Source organism: Algibacter agarivorans, from assembly GCF_039543245.1.
In the GTDB taxonomy this organism is placed as follows: Bacteria; Bacteroidota; Bacteroidia; order Flavobacteriales; family Flavobacteriaceae; genus Algibacter_G; species Algibacter_G agarivorans.
In genome coordinates this window covers 57,981-73,034 of the sequence record NZ_BAABJJ010000009.1, presented here as the reverse complement: position 1 = coordinate 73,034, position 15,054 = coordinate 57,981, and the positions used below count along the sequence as shown (strand labels likewise).

General features: G+C 33.2%; 15 protein-coding genes. 5 read left to right on the top strand and 10 right to left on the bottom strand.

Annotated elements, in window-relative coordinates; genetic code table 11:
• Positions 1-157: 157 nt before the first annotated feature.
• Complete coding sequence (gene dnaG, locus ABD935_RS03105; RefSeq protein ID WP_345190112.1) at positions 158-2,116, top strand: DNA primase; 1,959 nt, start codon at positions 158-160, stop codon at positions 2,114-2,116.
• On the opposite strand, the gene ABD935_RS03100 is transcribed toward dnaG, so the two are convergent.
• On the bottom strand, positions 2,111-2,740 hold the full coding sequence (locus ABD935_RS03100; protein WP_345190111.1) for a response regulator: 630 nt from the start codon (positions 2,738-2,740) through the stop codon (positions 2,111-2,113). The two genes, dnaG and ABD935_RS03100, sit on opposite strands and share 6 nt — an antisense overlap.
• A gap of 103 nt (positions 2,741-2,843) precedes the next feature.
• Positions 2,844-3,632, bottom strand: a complete 789-nt coding sequence (nadE, locus tag ABD935_RS03095; RefSeq protein ID WP_345190110.1) for an NAD(+) synthase — start codon at positions 3,630-3,632, stop codon at positions 2,844-2,846.
• Between the two features lie 92 nt (positions 3,633-3,724).
• Between nadE and gldB the strand changes: the two genes are divergently transcribed.
• Positions 3,725-4,687, top strand: coding sequence for a gliding motility lipoprotein GldB (gene gldB, locus ABD935_RS03090; RefSeq protein ID WP_345190109.1), 963 nt, complete (start codon positions 3,725-3,727; stop codon positions 4,685-4,687).
• Positions 4,687-5,025, top strand: a complete 339-nt coding sequence (gldC, locus tag ABD935_RS03085; RefSeq protein ID WP_345190108.1) for a gliding motility protein GldC — start codon at positions 4,687-4,689, stop codon at positions 5,023-5,025. Before gldB ends, gldC begins: the two co-directional genes overlap by 1 nt.
• A 66-nt stretch (positions 5,026-5,091) precedes the next feature.
• On the opposite strand, the gene def is transcribed toward gldC, so the two are convergent.
• The 8 genes from def to ABD935_RS03045 form a co-directional block, all read right to left on the bottom strand.
• A complete protein-coding gene (gene def, locus ABD935_RS03080) occupies positions 5,092-5,718 on the bottom strand; it encodes a peptide deformylase (RefSeq protein WP_345190107.1) in 627 nt (208 codons plus the stop codon).
• A 36-nt stretch (positions 5,719-5,754) separates the two neighbouring features.
• Positions 5,755-7,032, bottom strand: coding sequence for a rod shape-determining protein RodA (gene rodA, locus ABD935_RS03075; RefSeq protein WP_345190106.1), 1,278 nt, complete (start codon positions 7,030-7,032; stop codon positions 5,755-5,757).
• A complete protein-coding gene (gene mrdA, locus ABD935_RS03070; protein WP_345190105.1) occupies positions 7,032-8,969 on the bottom strand; it encodes a penicillin-binding protein 2 in 1,938 nt (645 codons plus the stop codon). The genes rodA and mrdA overlap by 1 nt, the downstream gene beginning before the upstream one ends.
• Positions 8,966-9,472 carry a rod shape-determining protein MreD gene (locus tag ABD935_RS03065; RefSeq protein WP_345190104.1) on the bottom strand — a complete coding sequence of 169 codons (507 nt, stop codon included), beginning with the start codon at positions 9,470-9,472 and terminating at the stop codon, positions 8,966-8,968. Before ABD935_RS03065 ends, mrdA begins: the two co-directional genes overlap by 4 nt.
• Entirely contained in the window at positions 9,473-10,288 is an 816-nt protein-coding gene (gene mreC, locus ABD935_RS03060) for a rod shape-determining protein MreC (protein ID WP_345190103.1), read from the bottom strand. It abuts the gene before it with no gap.
• A gap of 23 nt (positions 10,289-10,311) precedes the next feature.
• Positions 10,312-11,340 (bottom strand): rod shape-determining protein, encoded by a 1,029-nt coding sequence (locus tag ABD935_RS03055; protein ID WP_019388210.1) that lies wholly within the window; start codon positions 11,338-11,340, stop codon positions 10,312-10,314.
• A 302-nt stretch (positions 11,341-11,642) separates the two neighbouring features.
• Positions 11,643-13,175 (bottom strand): bifunctional phosphoribosylaminoimidazolecarboxamide formyltransferase/IMP cyclohydrolase, encoded by a 1,533-nt coding sequence (gene purH, locus ABD935_RS03050; RefSeq protein ID WP_345190102.1) that lies wholly within the window; start codon positions 13,173-13,175, stop codon positions 11,643-11,645.
• A gap of 237 nt (positions 13,176-13,412) precedes the next feature.
• Complete coding sequence (locus ABD935_RS03045; RefSeq protein ID WP_345190101.1) at positions 13,413-13,868, bottom strand: GAF domain-containing protein; 456 nt, start codon at positions 13,866-13,868, stop codon at positions 13,413-13,415.
• 170 nt (positions 13,869-14,038) lie between these two features.
• On the opposite strand from ABD935_RS03045, the gene xrtF reads away from it, so the two are divergent.
• Positions 14,039-14,590, top strand: coding sequence for an exosortase family protein XrtF (gene xrtF / locus ABD935_RS03040; protein ID WP_345190100.1), 552 nt, complete (start codon positions 14,039-14,041; stop codon positions 14,588-14,590).
• A complete protein-coding gene (locus tag ABD935_RS03035; protein WP_345190099.1) occupies positions 14,583-15,011 on the top strand; it encodes an exosortase F system-associated membrane protein in 429 nt (142 codons plus the stop codon). Before xrtF ends, ABD935_RS03035 begins: the two co-directional genes overlap by 8 nt.
• Positions 15,012-15,054: the final 43 nt, after the last annotated feature.

Sequence of the window (15,054 nt, the reverse complement as noted above, 5' to 3'; positions counted from 1 at the left end):
ATGAAAATGATGATTTTTTTCTTTCTACGAAATAGAAAAATAAAGCATAGCCATAGTTACGGTTTCTTTTTATATTGATGAAGAAAGGAGGAAAGGGCGTTTTATTGCGGTCATTTCAATACAGAATTGGTATATAAGCCATGAAAATTTAAAGCGTTTGATATCACCATCATCCATAGATCAAGTATTTGATACCGCCCGAGTAGAGGAGGTTATTGGTGATTTTGTGCAGCTTAAAAAAGCGGGTAGTAACTTTAAGGGTTTAAGTCCGTTTAGTGATGAGCGTTCACCAAGTTTTATGGTGTCTCCAGTAAAGCAAATTTGGAAAGACTTCTCAACAGGTAAAGGAGGAACCGCCGTTTCATTTCTCATGGAGCATGAGCATTTTACTTATCCCGAGGCTATTAAATACCTTGCCAAAAAATATAATATTGAAATAGAAGAAACTGAGCAATCAAACGAACAAAAAGAACAAGCCAACGAACGTGAAAGCTTGTATTTGGTAAGTGAGTTTGCTAATACTTATTTTCAAAAAATACTACATAAAACCGACCAAGGAAAATCGATTGGTTTAAGTTATTTTAAAGAGCGTGGGTTTACAGAAGACACTATAAAATCATTCGATTTGGGTTACTCATTAAACGAGTGGCAGGCCTTTACGGATGAAGCCTTAAAGCAAGGTTATAACATTGATTATTTAGCAAAAACAGGGCTTACCATTGTTAAGGAAAATAAGCGCTTTGATAGATTTAAAGGGCGTGTTATGTTCCCAATAAAAAGTATGAGTGGTCGTGTATTGGGGTTTGGCGGACGTATCCTTGTTGCCGATAAAAAAGCCGCAAAATATGTAAACTCGCCAGAGAGCGATATTTACCATAAAAGTAAAGTGTTGTATGGTATTTATCATGCAAAACAAAGCATAGCAAAAGAGGATAATTGTTATTTGGTTGAAGGCTATACGGACGTGATTCAGTTTCATCAAACAGGAATAAAAAATGTGGTGTCATCTTCTGGAACAGCTTTAACTTCGGAGCAAATTAGATTGATAAACCGACTTACAAAAAATATTACCGTACTTTTTGATGGAGATGCTGCCGGTATGCGAGCCTCGCTTCGTGGTATAGATTTGATATTGGAGCAAGGTATGAATGTAAAGGTTTGTAGTTTCCCGGAAGGCGAAGACCCAGATAGTTTTGCTAAACAAAATACGCTTCAAGAGTTATCTGAATATTTAGAAAATAATGCTAAAGACTTTATTCAATTTAAAGCGTCTATTTTATTTGAAGATTCTAAAAATGACCCTATAAAAAAAGCGGATACGGTTAGAGATATTGTAAATAGTATTTCTAAAATTCCCGATCAAATCAAAAAAGAGATTTATATACAAGAGTGCGCTAGAATTATGGATATTAGTGAGGATGTCTTGTTCAGTACCTTAGCGCAAATTAATAAAAAAGAATCTCAAGAAGAAAATAAACAGTACCAAAAAGAACAAAAAGCTTTTGAGGTTATCAAGCATCAACAACCTCTTGAGAAAGTTGATGTTCAATATGTTTTAGAGCGAAAAATTATTGAAGTGTTATTGCTTTATGGAAATAAAACAGAAGACTTTGAAGATTTGGTTTTAAAAGAAAATGATAAAGGCGAATTGGTTTTAGAGCCTGTAATTCATCAAGCTAAAGTATTCGAAAAAGTGTTTTTAGATTTGCAAGACGATGAAATGGAGTTTACAAATGAGCAATTTAAAACCCTGTATTACATTATTATAGATCGGTTAAATCAAGACGCGGATTTTAAATTAAAGACATTTATCAATTCTGTAGATACAGAAATGTCTAATGAAATTACAACTATTTTAATGGAAGACGAACGTTATACGCTCGATGACTGGAACCGTATGAATATTTTTCCAAAGGAAAAACTACAAAGTGTTGCACAACTTGTTAGCGAAACTATTTTGAGTCTTCGGTGTTATTTAATAGACCAAAAGGTAAAAGAATTCCAGCAAGAAACACTACAAAACAAAATAGACACGAATAGAAATATACTTGAAGAAGTAAAAGACTATTCGGGTCTAAAAATGTTGTTGTCCAGAAAACTAAATCGAGTTCTATAATTGTTGGCTAAGTTTAGCTTGATTAACTAAATCTACCAAATTAGTAACTTTAAGTTTTCGCATTAAGCGCGCTTTATAAGTACTAACTGTTTTTTCGTTAATATCTAACTCTTTAGAAATTTCTTTGTTTTTTCTACCAATAGTTAGAAGTTTTAATACTTCTGCTTCTCTAGTAGATAGTTTTTTGTAAAAAGTACCGCCTTTATTGACTCTAGTGCCAAAGGCTAATTGTTGTGTTAAATCATTACTTAAATGAATCCCACCATCTGCTACTTTTAAAATGGCTTCGTTAATGGTTATTACATTAACGGATTTGTTTAAGTAACCTGATGCACCAGCTTTAATGGCGTTAATGGCGTAAACCTCTTCGGGTTGCGCACTAAAAATAATTGTTTTAATGTCTGGATAATCATTTTTTAAATAACGCAAAACCGTTAACCCATTAAGTTTAGGGAAATCGACTTCAGTTAAAATAATGTCTACAGGGTTTTTTTTAACAAATTCTAAGATGGCTTCGCCATCATCAACACTTCCAACAACTTTTATGTTGGGTGCTGCTGAGAAAAGAACTTCAAGTCCCTTTCTTGTAATCGGGTGGTTGTCTGCTATTAATAATTTTATCATAATATTGTAGCTTTTTTTTTATGTATATCTTATTGAGTTATAGATATATCTGAGAGAATAAGCTGAATGTAAAGATATAAATTTTTTAAATATTCTGCAAAAATTATATAAAATTCTTGGGAATTTCGCATATTGGTATAGGAATCATCTTATGTTTATTGCTGTTGTTGAAACGTTTGTATATTTTGAAAACGGTTTGCTCTCTTCCTGAAAAATCATCAGCAGTCTTGCCTTGGTCATCCATTTTCATAGCCCACTCCAGTTCTGGGTAAGAGGCACCTATTTGGTCTTCGTCACTTCTAGTGTCACCAAACAATCCATCGCTTGGAGCCGCATTCATAATAGATTCAGATACTTTTAGAAATTCACCTAATTGATATACTTCCGATTTTAGCAAATCTGCGATCGGACTTAAATCTACACCGCCATCGCCATATTTTGTATAAAAGCCAACACCAAAATCTTCAACCTTATTTCCAGTTCCTGCAACCAATAATTTATATAGTCCAGCATAGTAGTAAAGGGTTGTCATGCGTAAACGAGCTCTGGTATTTGCTAATGCCATATCTACGGTAGCTTGGTCGGCATCAGAAAACACTTCAGTTTTAAATTCTTCAAAAACAGGTGTTAAATCGGTACGCGCATCACTAACATTACTAAAACTGGCTTTAAGCTGTTCAATATGCTCTTGCGCTCTAGTAACATGGCTTTCGGCTTGATGAATGGGCATTTCAATACACAAAACATGCAGACCTGTTCTTGCACATAAAGTTGATGTTACCGCAGAATCAATACCTCCGGAAATTCCTATTACAAAACCATTAACACCAGCATTTGTGGCATAATCTTTAAGCCAATTTACAATATAATCAACAACTTTTTCTGTTTGCATTTTAAATGAATTTATTTCTAATAGTAGTACCTTTGCGAACAAAAATAGCGCATACGCCCAATTTATAAAAATTTATGTCGTTTAAGTTTTATATGAAATCAAAATTATTGTTTTTACTACTTATTGTAATAGCTGTTTCTTGTAAAAAAGAAAACCAGTTAGAGCATGATATAGCTGAAATAAATACGGATATTAAAGTGGAGCGTTTTGATGAATTATTTGCTCAGGTTGCCCCAAATGATTTGCCGAAATTAAAAACGGCCTACCCTTTTATGTTTTCAGAAAAGTTTAACGATTCTTTTTGGTTAGCTAAAAAAGCAGATACTTTACAAGTTCAATTGTTTCATGAAGTTGGTAAAACGTTTGAGAATTTTGAAAGCATTGAATTTGAAATAGCATCGTTATTCAATCATCTAAAATATTATTTTCCTGAGTTTAATCCACCAAGAATTATTACCACTACAAACGATGTAGATTACAGAAATAAAGTTATTGTAACAGATAGCATTGTGGTGATAGCTTTAGATACATATTTAGGAAATGACCATGAGTTTTACGGAAGCATCCCCAAATATTTAAGAGCCCTTTTAAAGAAGGAGCAAATGGTTGTTGATTTGGCTGAAGCGTATGCCAAAAAACATATCTATCAAGCTCAGAATAAAACCTTATTGGATGAAATGATTTATTTCGGGAAGCAACTCTACTTTAAAGAAGCAGTTGTCCCGTTTAAAACCGATTCAGAACGTATTGGATATACAGAAACACAATTAGATTGGGCCATAGCTAACGAAAGTTATATCTGGCGTTTTTTTGTAGAACGCGAATTGCTTTTTAGTACCGATTCTAAATTGCCAAGTAGATTTATAAATCCTGCACCATTTTCTAAGTTTTATTTAGAAGAAATTGATGCCGATTCACCAGGACGTTTAGGCCAGTATATTGGTTGGCAAATTGTGCGCGCATATATGCAACAAAATGATGTGACTTTAAAAGAGATGCTGATAACAAGTACTGAAGATATTTTTAACAACTCAAAGTTTAAACCCCGTAAATAATGGCAAATACAATGACTTCTAAAATAGAACTTAATGTTGAATTGGATGAAAATCGTGTGCCCGAAAAACTACATTGGACTGCGCAAGATGGCGGTATAACCAATGAAGAAGCCAAAGCCATGATGCTTGCTGTTTGGGATGCTAAAACCCAAGAAACCCTGCGTATAGATTTATGGACTAAAGATATGCCCGTTGATGAAATGAAAGTGTTTTTTCATCAAACCTTAGTCGCTATGAGCGATACGTTTAATCGAGCCACTCAAGATGAAAAAATGACAGCAACCATGAAAGATTTTTGTGATTATTTTGCTGAAAAGCTGGAGATTAATAAGAAGTAGTTAAAATGAGTTCTATGTTATTTTTGTTTTGAGATTTTCTTAATAAGCCAAAAAATAAAAATAGCGTTAGTTTTTTAAATCACTTATTTCTTTCTTTAAATGATCTAAATATAAAATTCCATTTAAATGGTCTATCTCATGTTGAAAAATAACGGATGTAAAGCTTTCAATGCTTTCTTTTTTGTGTTCACCATTCATTTTGTTGTATTCAATAGTAATTGAATAAGCTCTATTGTTTAAGGTATCTGTTCTGTTAGGGATTGATAAACACCCTTCTCTATAGGTTTGTTTTTTATTGGAGTATTTAGTGATTTTAGGATTCAAATACACCTCAAACGGGAAGTTTTCTTTATCAAAACGTTGCACCCAAATAATATTTTTTAGAATACCAACTTGAGGTGCTGCAATACCCACACCCATAGATATACTATCTCTAACCGTAACGTAAAGACGTTTTACGAAATTTTGAAGAATAACATCTTTTGGATTTACTTTTATGTACGCACTTTTTGTTCTTAATAATAATGAATCTTTTTTATTGTTTATTTTATAAACACGCATGGGTTTTAAGCTATCGGCATTCATAATCAACTTGACTTCTTCCGCAGAAAAACTATACTTTACAGTGTTTTTAGTACTGGAACAGTTAAAAATGAAAAGCAGTGTAAAACTTAAAAAGAGATGATTCTTCATTTGAGTGAGATTATAAAATGTCGATTATCGACCGACTTACCATTCGTTGATGCGGTTGGAATCTAATTTAATAAAGATAAATATTAAAATAGTAAATGCCCAAAGCCCTGAGCCACCGTAACTAAATAGAGGCAGAGGAATACCAATGGTTGGAATTAAACCCATAACCATACCAATATTAATAAGGAAATGTATAAATATAATTGAGGCTACACCATAGCCATATACTCTACTAAATTGCGATTTTTGTAATTCGGCTAAATGCAAAATGCGCAGTAAGAGCAGAACAAAGGTGATGACAACAAAGGCGCTTCCTAAAAAGCCCCATTCTTCGCCAACTGTACTAAAAATGTAGTCCGTATGTTGTTCTGGAACAAACTTTCCTGTAGTTCTGGTGCCTTCCATAAAACCTTTACCGGTAAACCCGCCAGAACTAATGGCTTTTTCGGATTCATTTAAATTATAAGCAAAGGTTTGCTTCATTTTTTCAAGCTTCTCAGGGTCTTTTTCTAAACGTAACCATAGGCTTATCCTGTCTTGTTGATGCGGTTGTAATATACTTTGATAAAAGAATTTTACACCAAATGAAATCGCTATAGCAGCAATTAAAATAGATACAGATTGAAATATTCTTAATTTTTTCTTGCTTAAAAAATGAAAGCCAATAACGAAAAGAAACGCTATTCCAGTAGTTATTATTGCTCCGAATTTTAATGATAAAATAGATAGTAGAATGACCGCAACACCAATAGTTAAATAATATTTTGGTAAACCTTCTCGATACAAAACAAAAAAGAAAGCACCGTAAACTATGGTACTGCCAGTATCATTTTGCAGTAATACTAAAACTGCAGGGATAATGATGATTATAAAAGTTCGTATTTGATCTTTAAGTGAGTTAATATTAGTGTTTAAGTCACTAACATATTTGGCTACGGCAAGTGCTGTTGCTGTTTTTGCAAATTCACTGGGTTGGATAGTCATCCCTCCAATAGCATACCAGGACGTTGCGCCATTTACATTTTTTCCGAATATAAAAAGACCAACTAAAGACAGCATCGAGACGATATATATAACACTGGAAAATCGTTCGTAAAATTTAGAGTCAATAGCCAATAAAAGAATAATTAAACCAAAGGTTAAGAAAATAAAAATAAGTTGCTTACCAAAAGGTTGCGAGAAATCGAAATAATTAACCGTCGTACCTGTGTGCGAAGCAGATAATATATTTAACCAACCAAACCCAACTAATAGAAAGAAAAGAATAATGGTAATCCAATCGAATTTAAAATGTCTGTTAGTATCCCTAATCATCAATTTGTAGATTTATTAATTCTGTTTAATTCTTTTTTTAGCTTATAATATTCTTGTTCTTCAACTATTTGTAAAGTTGTATATCCATTAATTTTAAATGGTTCGCCAGAATAAGGTTTAGCATATTCTTTTTCTAAGCTATGTTTTAAAAGCCATTCTTCTAAATCTGTTCTTGTAATGTTCCCTTTTATGTGTTTTTCAATCATTAAACTTGCCACTTTACCTGCAAACCTACTTCCCCAATACCCATTTTCAACAAAAACGGCAATAGCAATTTTAGGGTTGTCTTTAGGCGCAAAAGCTACAAAAATAGAGTGGTCGGTTAATTGTGTTTTAAGACTATCAATTTTTACGAAATTTTCAACCGTTCCTGTTTTTCCACAGATATCAATATCTTTTACTTGTAATGAAGCTGCTGTTCCTTTTTTATACACTTGTAGCATACCTTCAATTACAGGGTCAAAATGTTGTTTGTCTATAGTCGTGTATTTTGGTTTTGTGAATTGCTCAGGTAGCGTTTCTCCTTCTATGTTTTTTATAATATGTGGTGTGTAATAATGCCCTCTGTTAGCAATAGCGGCAACCATATTTGCTAATTGAATTGGTGTTGTGGCCACTTCGCCTTGGCCAATAGCATTGGATATGGTATAAGTGGAATAAAATGTTTTTGGATATATACGCTTGTAATAGGCTCTGTCTGGAATTCTACCTTTTTGACCTACATATAAATCGTTGTTTAAAAATTGACCTAAACCAAAACTTTTGGCATGTTTGCTCCAATTGTCGATACCTTTAGATGCATTGTTTTCTTTATCTAAAATTTTTCTGTAAGTGGTTGCGAAATAGGCGTTACAAGAACGTTGTATACCACTAATCATATTATTTCTGGTGCCTCTGTTACAATGGCATTTCATAAACCGATTACCATATTTGTAACCTGCATAGCAAGTAACGGTTTCTTCTGGAGTTAAAACATCTTCTTGCAAGCCAATCAATGCATTCATTAATTTAAATGGCGACCCAGGTTCGTAAACGCCTTGCAAGCTTCTGTTAAAAAGTGGTTTTGCTATGGAGTCATTATAGAGTTTTGTAAAGCTTTTTGAGCGGTCTCTACCTACCAAAATATTGGGATTATAAGTAGGGGCAGCTACCATAGCTAAAATTTCTCCCGTAGCCGGCTCAATGGCTATAACACCGCCACGTTTGTTCTTCATTAATAGTTCGCCATAAGCCTGAAGTTGGGCATCAATAGTTATTGTAATGTCTTTTCCTTGTTCAGGTATGGTGTCAAATTTGCCTTCCTTATAAGGGCCAATATTTCTGTTAAATCGGTCTTTTTGGATGAACTTAATGCCTTTAACGCCTCGAAGTATGTTTTCATAAGAGGCTTCAACGCCTTGCTTTCCTATTAAATCACCCATTTTGTAATAGGGGTCTTTTCTAATAATGGCATTATTTACTTCTCCAATATCACCAAGTACATTAGCTCCAATAGAGGTTTCGTAATTTCTGAGCGAACGTTTTTGAATGTAAAAGCCTTCGAATTTTCGCATTTTTTCCTGTAAAACAGCATAGTCTTCTTTGGATAAATGCGATACAAATACAGAAGGTAATCTAGGGGAGTATCGCTTTGCTTTTTGATATGTCTTTATGAATTTTTCTTTATCAATTTTTAATAAAGAGCAAAACTCGAGCGTATCTAAAGGTTCTACTTCACGAGGAATAACCATAACATCATACGATGGTTGATTGGCTACTAATAACTCTCCATTTCTGTCGTAAACAAAGCCACGTTTGGGGTAGTCATAAACCTTTCTAATCGCATTGTCTTCATATAAGGTTTGGGTATCGGAATTATAAACTTGGAGGTAGAAGAGTCTTGAAATAAATAAAACACCAACAAGAATAATGGAAATGAAAAGTAAAAATTGTCTCATTTGGTTTTCCTACTAAAAATAATAGTTACAGTGATACTCAATAAAATAGTAAATATACTTGAGAATAACGTTTTTTGTAGCACTAAAATTATTTTCGAAATGCTAAATATTTCTAAAGAAAACAAAACGATGTGATGCAGAACAGTTAGTAAAGTGAAGTAGGTGAGTTTTGTGCCAAAATCTACAGTGTTAAATTTTACGGTTTGATGCTCGTAAATGGTACCGAAAGAAGATTTTAAAATTACAGGTCTTATATAGGCAATAAATACAGATGCGCCAGCATGAATGCCACCTGTGTCTAAAAATAAATCAATAGTTATACCTAATAAAAAACTTAATATTATTAAAATAGAACGATTGTTTTTAACAGGGTATAATGCAATAAATAAGATGTATATATATGGATTTATATAGCCTAAAAAATTAATATGATTTAATATTAAAACCTGCACGAATACTAAAACAATAAAGCGAATGGAATGTATAGATAAAATACTGTTCATTTAATTAGTGATTAACAAATTATTGATTTCTTCAGTATTAACATTTTCTATAATGTAAACATGCTCAATATTGGTCATGTCATTAAATAGCTTTACGTTAATTTCATAGTAATTTTCAGCTTGGTCAAGTTTGAAACCCTCAATGATGCCTATAGGTATGCCTTTAGGAAAAATGGACGAACGCCCCGATGTAATTATAGTGTCACCAATTTTCACAGGTGCAATTTTAGGGATATCAATAAGTTGTGTGAACTCTGGAGAGTCTCCATCCCAGGTTAAGGTTCCAAAATGATTGGTTTTTTTTAGCTGTGCACTAATTCTGCTAGTCGTATTTAAAATAGATAATACAGTGGCATAATTATTACTTGTTTTATCAATGATGCCAATTAATCCTTTAGATGAAATAACTCCAAAATCTTGTTTAACACTATCATTTGTTCCTTTATTAATGGTTAGCACATTATTGTTTAGTGAATAACTGTTTTTTATGATATTTGATGTGTAAAAACGGTATGATTTGTTATAAGTAAGGCTGTCGATATACGTGGTGTCTGCATTTATTCCTGAATTGCTTATAAGAACCCGCAATCTTTTATTCTCTTCAGCTAATAACTGATTTTGCGCTTTTAAATTGAAATAATCACTTATGTTGTTCACGGAATTATAAACGCCACCAGTTAAAAAGTTAGCTGAATTAATAAACTTACTTTTATGATAAGAATGGGATTGAATGGTGAATAGAACCGACACACAAAACAGCAACAAGAACAACAAGAAGTTTTTGTTCCTAATTATAAAATTAATAATCTGTTGCATGGGTTATGGAGCTATTTGGTGCTCTATTTTATCAATACACTTTTGTATTTAGGTAAATTTTTAAGTGTAATACCAGTTCCTCTTACTACAGCACGCAATGGGTCTTCTGCAATATAAACAGGTAGATCTGTTTTTTGTGATAAACGTTTATCTAAACCACGTAGCATAGAACCACCACCAGCTAAATAAATACCTGTGTTGTAAATATCGGCAGCTAATTCTGGAGGTGTTTGCGATAAGGTTTCCATAACAGCATCTTCAATACGTAAAATGGATTTATCTAAAGCTTTGGCAATTTCCCGGTAAGAAATGGACACTTGCTTTGGTTTTCCAGTCAATAAGTCACGACCTTGAACACTCATGTCCTCAGGAGGTAATTCTAAATCTTCAGTAGCCGCTCCAATCTGGATTTTTATTTTTTCAGCAGTTCGTTCACCCACATACAAGTTGTGTTGCGTACGCATGTAGTACACGATGTCGTTTGTAAATACATCACCAGCAATTTTAACCGATTTATCACAAACAATGCCGCCTAAGGCAATAACTGCAATTTCTGTAGTGCCACCTCCTATATCAACTACCATGTTTCCTTTCGGTTGCATAATATCAACGCCAATACCAATAGCCGCAGCCATAGGTTCGTGAATTAAATATACTTCTTTGCCATTAACACGTTCTGCACTTTCTTTTACCGCTCGCATTTCCACTTCTGTAATTCCAGATGGGATACAAATAACCATACGCAGTGCAGGTGTGAAAAATTTCTTTTTTAGCGCCGGTATGTTTTTAATAAACATACTTATCATCTGCTCAGAAGCATCAAAATCTGCAATTACACCATCTTTTAATGGGCGAATGGTTTTAATGTTTTCATGGGTTTTACCTTGCATTAAACTGGCTTCCTGACCTACGGCAATTATTTTGCCAGAAATCCTGTCGCGAGCTACTATAGAAGGTGCATCCACAACAACTTTATCGTTGTGAATAATAAGTGTATTTGCAGTACCTAAATCTATTGCAATTTCTTCAGTTAAGAAATCAAAAAATCCCATGTGCTAAAAATATTTTTAAGTGGTTTAAAACGTATCCCGTAAATGTAATAAAAGTTACTAAATATTTGAGTTATATAACGCTCAAAATTCATAAAGACATAAACTCAATAAACGATATGCGTTTTAACGATAATTTTTTGGGCGTTACCACAAGGGTCGGGCTTTACGTTGCAAATCCTCGCTCTTGCCTCACTGTGGGTTTTCTACTGCAATCCCAAACGCATTATCTGCCAAAATCCTACATCACCTAGAGTTTCTGGCTGTCAATAAAAAACAATGAGATTCCTGCTTCCACAGGAATTTTAATGTTTAAAATGACGTGTGCCAGTCATCACCATAGCAACACCGTTTTCGTTACAGTAATCGATACTTAATTGGTCTTTTATTGAACCACCTGGTTGAATAACGGCAGATATTCCTGCGTTTTTAGCAATCTCTACACAATCAGGAAACGGAAAAAATGCATCACTGGCCATGGCCGCTCCATTTAAGTCGAAATTAAATGATTGTGCTTTATGAATAGCTTGCTGTAAAGCATCAACACGACTGGTTTGTCCAGTTCCACTAGCGCACAGTTGTTTGTTTTTTGTTAAAACAATCGTATTCGATTTTGTATGCTTGCAAATTTTTGAAGCGAATATTAAATCGTCTATTTCATTAGCGGTAGGTGCTGTATTAGTAACGTTCTTTAAGCCTTCAGCAGTATCTGTAATATTATTTCTGTCTTGAACCAAAACACCGTTCAGACAGCTTCTGACGTTTGTTTGTGGTAATTCAATATCATGAATAACTAATAAAATCCTGTTCTTTTTGCCTTTTAGTATTTCTAATGCCTCCGCAGAAAAAGAAGGTGCAATAACCACTTCACAGAATAATTTATGAATCTCTTCAGCAGTAGCTAAATCAATCTCTTTGTTGCTAATTAAAACACCGCCAAAAGCAGAAACTGGGTCGCCAGCTAAAGCGTCAACATAAGCTTGGTGTAAGGTGTCGCGTTGCGCTAAACCACAAGCATTATTATGTTTTAAAATAGCGAATGTTGGTCCGTCATTTTTAAATTCGTTCATTAAGTTTACTGCAGCATCAACATCTAGTAAGTTGTTGTAACTTAGTTCTTTGCCGTGAAGTTTTGTGAATAACTCATCAAAGTCTCCAAAGAAAAACCCTTTTTGGTGTGGGTTTTCGCCATAACGTAAAACCTTTCCGTTAGTTTCGCTGATCTTTAAAACAGTTTCATCATGGTTTTTGTTGAAGTAGTTAAAAATAGCTGTATCATAGTGCGACGATACATTAAATGCTTTTCCAGCAAAACGTCTTCTGTTTTCTTCTGAAATAACGCCATTGTTTTTAGAAATTAATTCTAAAAACTCCGCGTAATCATCAACCGATGATACACAAATAACATCAGCATAATTTTTTGCAGCCGCTCTAATTAACGAAATGCCACCAATATCAATTTTTTCAATAATATCTTGGTTGCTCGCTCCAGAAGCTACGGTTTTTTCAAACGGATATAAATCCACAATAACCACGTCAATTTGTGGAATCTCATATTCTGCTAATTCAGCAACATCACCATCATGATTTTGTCTGTTTAAAATACCGCCAAATACTTTTGGATGCAAGGTTTTAACACGACCACCAAGAATAGAAGGGTAGGAAGTCACATCTTCAACAGGAACAACAGGAACACCTAAATCGTTAATAAATTTTTCAGTACCGCCAGTTGAGTAAATGGTTACACCTTGTTTGTCAAGTTCTTTTACAATAGGCTCTAAACCGTCTTTACTAAATACCGAGATTAATGCCGATTTAATGGTTTTTTCGTTGCTCATTCGTGCTGTGTTATGTTTTTAGAAATGAAATTTTTTTGTTGTCTTTCAGTGTTTTATGCCGAAATTTGTAAATAATTGCAAAAGTACTTATTTCCTTTAAAAAAGTGGCTTAGAATTATTAAAAAAGGAGGTGTTTTTTTAACTAAAATAAGGAGTTGTTAACAATGCGGTGTTTCCATACCTGACAGGCTATTAATCCCGTTAGCTGTCGTGGACTTAAAGGTCTAATTTATTTCACTAAAGTAATTCAGAAACTTTAGCACAAACAAACTCTAAAAACCGTTCATCAGCTTCAGTAAACGGGTCAGGGGTATTAGAGTCAATATCAATCTGTCCTATGTTTTTACCATTAACAAAAATTGGTACAACTATTTCAGCTTTAACCGTTATGCTACAAGCAATATAATTATCTTGAGCAGATACATCTGGAACAACAAAATTTTTATTGCTAACGGCTACTTGTCCGCAAATGCCTTTCCCAAAAGGTATAATCGTGTGGTCTGTAGGTTCGCCTACATAAGGACCTAAAAGGAGTTCTTCTTTATGTCCATTTCTAAAATAAAAACCTACCCAATTATAATAGTTAATATGGGTTTCAAGTAATTTGCAAATATTCAAAAGGCGTTCATTTACCGTTTTTTTAGTATCCGATACAATAGTTTCTACTTGTGGTTTTAATTTTTTAAAAATCATAAAGACAAAAGTTTTGGTAAAAGTATTTAAAAAGCTGTAATTTCGATATTCCGTTTTAATAAAATTAATAAATCCTTTTATCTAGGGGAGTTCAAAAAAAACAAGAGATTTCCACCGAAGTTTATCTTGAGAGTAGACTAAAGGTGGGAATGAAAAAACTCATATATTAATTGAAAGCACTTTTTGTAAAATATAAGTCGGTTATAAAGTTTATCATTACTTTTTTATTGGTTTACGTCGTTTTGTCTGTAGTTTATAAACTGTATTTGCAATATTCAGATGGCTCTAAATTCTATCCAGATTACATGACGCATTTAGTTTCAAAACAAACAGAATCGCTACTTGATTCTTTTGGGTACCATTCGGAAGTTTTACCGCATCCAGACGAGCCATCCATGAAAGTTTTTGTTAATGGCAAGTATTTAGCACGTGTTATTGAAGGGTGTAATGCCATTAGCGTTATTATTCTATTTGTGTCTTTTATAGTGGCTTTTTCAGGAAAACTTAAAACTACTTTTTTTTACATCCTTGCGGGAAGTGTTTTAATTTATGTTGTAAACTTATTGCGTATTGTTATTTTAACTATTGGCATGTATCATTATCCAGAATATGAAGATGTTATGCACACCGTTGTTTTTCCAGCCATTATTTATGGGATGGTTTTTTTACTATGGATTTTTTGGGTGAATCGATTTTCTAAATTAAAAAATAAAAATGCATAAAGTTGCTAAATATATATTGCTTTTTGGTTTAGTCTTAATGCTTATTTTAATTCGCTTTTTTGAAGATGTTTTGTTTTATGACCCGTATTTAACCTTCTTTCAAAACGATTATTTATACATAGATAGTCCTAGGCGTGAAGTATTGAAATTAGTGGGTTTTACAATCTTGCGTTATGTTTTAAATGCTTTAATTTCATTGGCTATTTTATTTCTTGTTTTTAGAGATAAAAGCATTATTAAATTCTCAGTCATTATTTACGCCATAGCGTTTGTTCTACTTATGATGGTGTATTTGTATTTTGTTGTTAACCCAAGACAAGAAGACTATTATTTGTTTTTTAATGTGCGTCGTTTTTTAATTCAACCTATAATTTTAATCTTGTTATTGCCAGCGTTTTATTATCATAAGCTTAAAAATTAAGTGTTAATCATTTAATAAAATAGCAGTTGAACTTTTGTTTTTT

Coding starts and splice junctions, on each gene's coding strand:
- ABD935_RS03100 (WP_345190111.1), bottom strand. CDS start 2,740: ATGATAAAATTATTAATAGCAGACAACCACCCGATTACAAGAAAGGGA.
- nadE (WP_345190110.1), bottom strand. CDS start 3,632: ATGCAAACAGAAAAAGTTGTTGATTATATTGTAAATTGGCTTAAAGAT.
- gldB (WP_345190109.1), top strand. CDS start 3,725: ATGAAATCAAAATTATTGTTTTTACTACTTATTGTAATAGCTGTTTCT.
- gldC (WP_345190108.1), top strand. CDS start 4,687: ATGGCAAATACAATGACTTCTAAAATAGAACTTAATGTTGAATTGGAT.
- def (WP_345190107.1), bottom strand. CDS start 5,718: ATGAAGAATCATCTCTTTTTAAGTTTTACACTGCTTTTCATTTTTAAC.
- rodA (WP_345190106.1), bottom strand. CDS start 7,032: ATGATTAGGGATACTAACAGACATTTTAAATTCGATTGGATTACCATT.
- mrdA (WP_345190105.1), bottom strand. CDS start 8,969: ATGAGACAATTTTTACTTTTCATTTCCATTATTCTTGTTGGTGTTTTA.
- ABD935_RS03065 (WP_345190104.1), bottom strand. CDS start 9,472: ATGAACAGTATTTTATCTATACATTCCATTCGCTTTATTGTTTTAGTA.
- mreC (WP_345190103.1), bottom strand. CDS start 10,288: ATGCAACAGATTATTAATTTTATAATTAGGAACAAAAACTTCTTGTTG.
- ABD935_RS03055 (WP_019388210.1), bottom strand. CDS start 11,340: ATGGGATTTTTTGATTTCTTAACTGAAGAAATTGCAATAGATTTAGGT.
- purH (WP_345190102.1), bottom strand. CDS start 13,175: ATGAGCAACGAAAAAACCATTAAATCGGCATTAATCTCGGTATTTAGT.
- ABD935_RS03045 (WP_345190101.1), bottom strand. CDS start 13,868: ATGATTTTTAAAAAATTAAAACCACAAGTAGAAACTATTGTATCGGAT.
- ABD935_RS03035 (WP_345190099.1), top strand. CDS start 14,583: ATGCATAAAGTTGCTAAATATATATTGCTTTTTGGTTTAGTCTTAATG.